This is a genomic window from Streptomyces sp. NRRL B-24085 (assembly GCF_001282115.1).
Classification (GTDB): Bacteria; Actinomycetota; Actinomycetes; order Streptomycetales; family Streptomycetaceae; genus Streptomyces.
This window is the reverse complement of the sequence record NZ_LJBR01000674.1, coordinates 1-3,079: the sequence shown is the minus strand read 5'-3', so window position 1 is coordinate 3,079 and position 3,079 is coordinate 1. Positions and strand designations below refer to the sequence as shown.

Genomic DNA, 3,079 nt, shown 5'->3' with positions numbered 1-3,079 from the left:
GTGCTTCGGGGCGCCGTCGTGCGGGTGGTGCGGTGCCGGGGTTCGGGTGGGTGCCGCGGGTCGTGCGGGTGGGGGGTGTCAGCCGCCGTTCGCCGTCGGGTCCACGATGCGGACGCCGAAGTGGGCGCTGAGGGCGGTGCAGGCGCGGCAGGGGGCGGCGAAGCTGCCGTGCAGCGGGTCACCGTCCTCGCGGATGCGGCGGGCGGTGAGCTTGGCCTGCTTGAGGGCGCGGCGGGCCTCGCCGTTGGTCATCGGCTTGCGGGCGGCGCGCTTGCTGCGGGCGGCGTCGGCTGCGGCGATGTGCCGCGATATGAGCATGGTCTCGGCGCAGCGGCCGGTGAAGCGGTCGCGCCGGTCGCTGCCGAGCGTGTCGAGGAAGTCCTGGACGAGCGGGTGCAGCGGCGGCGGCTGGTCGCCGCGGGCGGCGGTGGAGGTGAGCGTGGCGCCGCGCACGGAGAGGGCGGCGGCAACGGTGGGCAGTATGCCGTCGCGGCGGTGGCGGAGGGTGGGCGCGTGAGGTCTCTCGGCGCTGCTCCAGTTGATGCGGGGATCGCCGTCGAGGCCCGCGTGCGGGCCGCCGTTCGTGCCGGCCGTCATGCCCGTGCGCGGTCCGGTGTGCGGTCCCGTCTGCGTCGTGTTCATGATCGTCATCCCCTCCCGTGCATCCCCCCGGAGGTCACAGACTGCCAAACGGCGTGGCTGGTGCGGAAGCTGGGGCGGTGCGACACGCCCGGGTTCGGGCGGGCCGTCACGATGGGGTGACGGCTGGTCACGGAAGCGGAGGGGGCCGGGCCGGTGCCCGGTGACCGGTGTCGTCGTACCGCATAGGCTGTCGGCACCGCGATCCAAGTGGTCGCCGCGATGCGTGCGGTTGACGCGTGGAGACGGACGAGACAGTCGATACGGCGCGTGGCGGCCCTGCATTGCCCCAGGGGGTCGCCGCGGGCCGTACCAGAGCGCCGCAGGGGGCTTTCGCCATGACGACAGGTCGGCTCGGGCAACAAGCCGCGCCGCCGAACGCGGCCTACGCCGGGCAGGTCGTGCACTTTCCGGACCCGGTCCGGGCCGCGCGTCATCCCAGAGGGGTGCGGGTGGACGAGCGTGGCTACCCCGACTTTTCCCCCTACGCGCGTGCCGCCGCGGAGATCGCCGAGCCGCCCGAGGGCTTCGGGGTCGACGAACTGCGGCTGACGGACTACGTGTCGGCGAACGCGGCGCTCGCGGCGACCGGTCACGAACTGTGGGACACGGTGCCCGCGGTGGCGACGCCGCACGGCTGGACCTGGCACCACGTGGTGGGTTCGCGGCGCCTGGAACTGATCCCGGTCGAGGTGAAGGCGCTGCTGCGGCACCACGGCGGGATCGCGACGACCCGGGTCGACCAGAACAAGCGGGGCACACGGCCGTTGCAGGAGACGCGGCCCGCGCACTTCGGGCTGCCGAAGTCGTCGCTGGCGGTGACGGAGTCGCAGGTGCAGGGGGTCGAGGAGGACCTCGGCTACCGGCTGCCCGGTGCCTACCGCTCCTTCCTGAAGGCGGCGGGCGGATCGGCGCCGGTGGGGGCCGCGCTGGACGCGGAGCTGGGACTCCTGGTCGACCAGCCGTTCTTCACGGTCCGCGACGAGGCGGCGGTCAACGACCTCGTGTACGTCAACAAGTGCCTGCGGGACCACCTGACGAAGGACTACCTCGGTGTCGGCTTCGTCCAGGGCGGGCTGCTGGCCGTGAAGGTGAAGGGCCAGGCGATCGGATCGGTCTGGTTCTGCGCCTACGACGACGCCCGCGACGTCGACCCCGCGATGCGGCCCGCCGAGCGGGTGGAACGCCTTCTGCTGCCCTGCGGTGCGGACTTCGACGTGTTCCTGTCCCGACTGGCCGGCAATCCGCCGGAGTTGGAGACGGTGGCGAACCTGATGGTGGACGGCGGGTTCGCCCGTGCCGTTCCGGTGTCTTCTTCCGTGTCGGGGGAGTGAGCTTCAGCGATGGTGACGTTCGCGCAGGCGCAGGAGCGCGCGGAGGAGTGGATCAACGGGGACGTGCCGTCGTACCAGCACCGTGAGGTGCGGGTACGGGAGTTCGACCTCGGGTTCGTGGTGTGGGCCGAGGACCGTGCGGAGGGCCCGCGCTCGGACGGGGGCGCGCAGCGGCTGGTGATCGCCCGGGACAGCGGGGAGGCCACGCTGTGGCCCTCGCTGCCGGTGGGCGAGGTGATCCGCCGGTACGAGGAGGAGTACGGCCGGGAGGACGGGGCCGGGGACGCCGGGGCCAGGGGTGCGGCCGCGTCGCGGGTCGATCTGAACCAGACGTCGTTCCTGCTGACGCCGCCGGAGTGGTTGCAGGATGCGGCGGACAAGCTGGGGACCGGTGGGGCCGGTTCAGGCGCCGGGGCCGGTGCGGTTGACGCCGGTGCCGCTGACGCCGGTGCGGCGGCTGGTGCCGGGGGCTCTGTCGTGTCGGAGGCGCGGCCCTGGACCGGGACCGACACCAATGGGGGCGAGGACCTCTCGGTGGCGTTGCCGGAGACGGTGTTCGCGCCGCCGCCGGTGAGCGACGGGGAGGCGTCGTCGGCTTCGGAGATCTCGGAGATCTCGGAGATCCCTGCGGTTCAGGACGCGTCTGAAGTCCAGGACGCCTCGGAGGTGCTGGACGCGTCCGAAGTCCAGGACGCGTCGGACGTCTCGGACGTCTCGGACTCCAGGACCGCTCGGATTTCGGGTCCGCGGGGTGCGGCGGTGCCGGGAGCGCCCGGAGCCACGCCGCCGAGCGGACCGCCCGCCGGGGGTGCGTCGTACGGGTATCCGCAGGGGGTTCCGGGCGCTCCCGGCACCGCCGCACTTCGCCGGGGGCACCGTCGTCCGGGTGGTCCTGGAGTCCGAGACGTCCGAGACGTCCGACGCGTCCTGGACTTCGGACGCGTCCAGCACCTCCGAGGCGTCCTGGACTTCAGACGCGTCCTGAACCGCAGGGATCTCCGAGATCTCCGAGATCTCCGAAGCCGACGACGCCTCCCCGTCGCTCACCGGCGGCGGCGCGAACACCGTCTCCGGCAACGCCACCGAGAGGTCCTCGCCCCCATTGG

2 protein-coding genes and 1 pseudogene are annotated in these 3,079 nt (G+C 73.0%); 2 read left to right on the top strand and 1 reads right to left on the bottom strand.

Going from position 1 to position 3,079, the window contains the following annotated elements; all coding sequences use genetic code 11:
- Positions 1-78: 78 nt before the first annotated feature.
- Positions 79-651, bottom strand: coding sequence for a YwqJ-related putative deaminase (locus AOJ26_RS41110; RefSeq protein WP_053853408.1), 573 nt, complete (start codon positions 649-651; stop codon positions 79-81).
- Between the two features lie 326 nt (positions 652-977).
- Between AOJ26_RS41110 and AOJ26_RS41105 the strand changes: the two genes are divergently transcribed.
- Together AOJ26_RS41105 and AOJ26_RS43270 are read left to right on the top strand one after the other, a co-directional pair.
- A complete protein-coding gene (locus AOJ26_RS41105) occupies positions 978-1,973 on the top strand; it encodes an SMI1/KNR4 family protein (RefSeq protein ID WP_078960212.1) in 996 nt (331 codons plus the stop codon).
- A gap of 9 nt (positions 1,974-1,982) precedes the next feature.
- Positions 1,983-3,079 (top strand): annotated as a pseudogene (locus AOJ26_RS43270) (hypothetical protein); the annotation flags it as partial.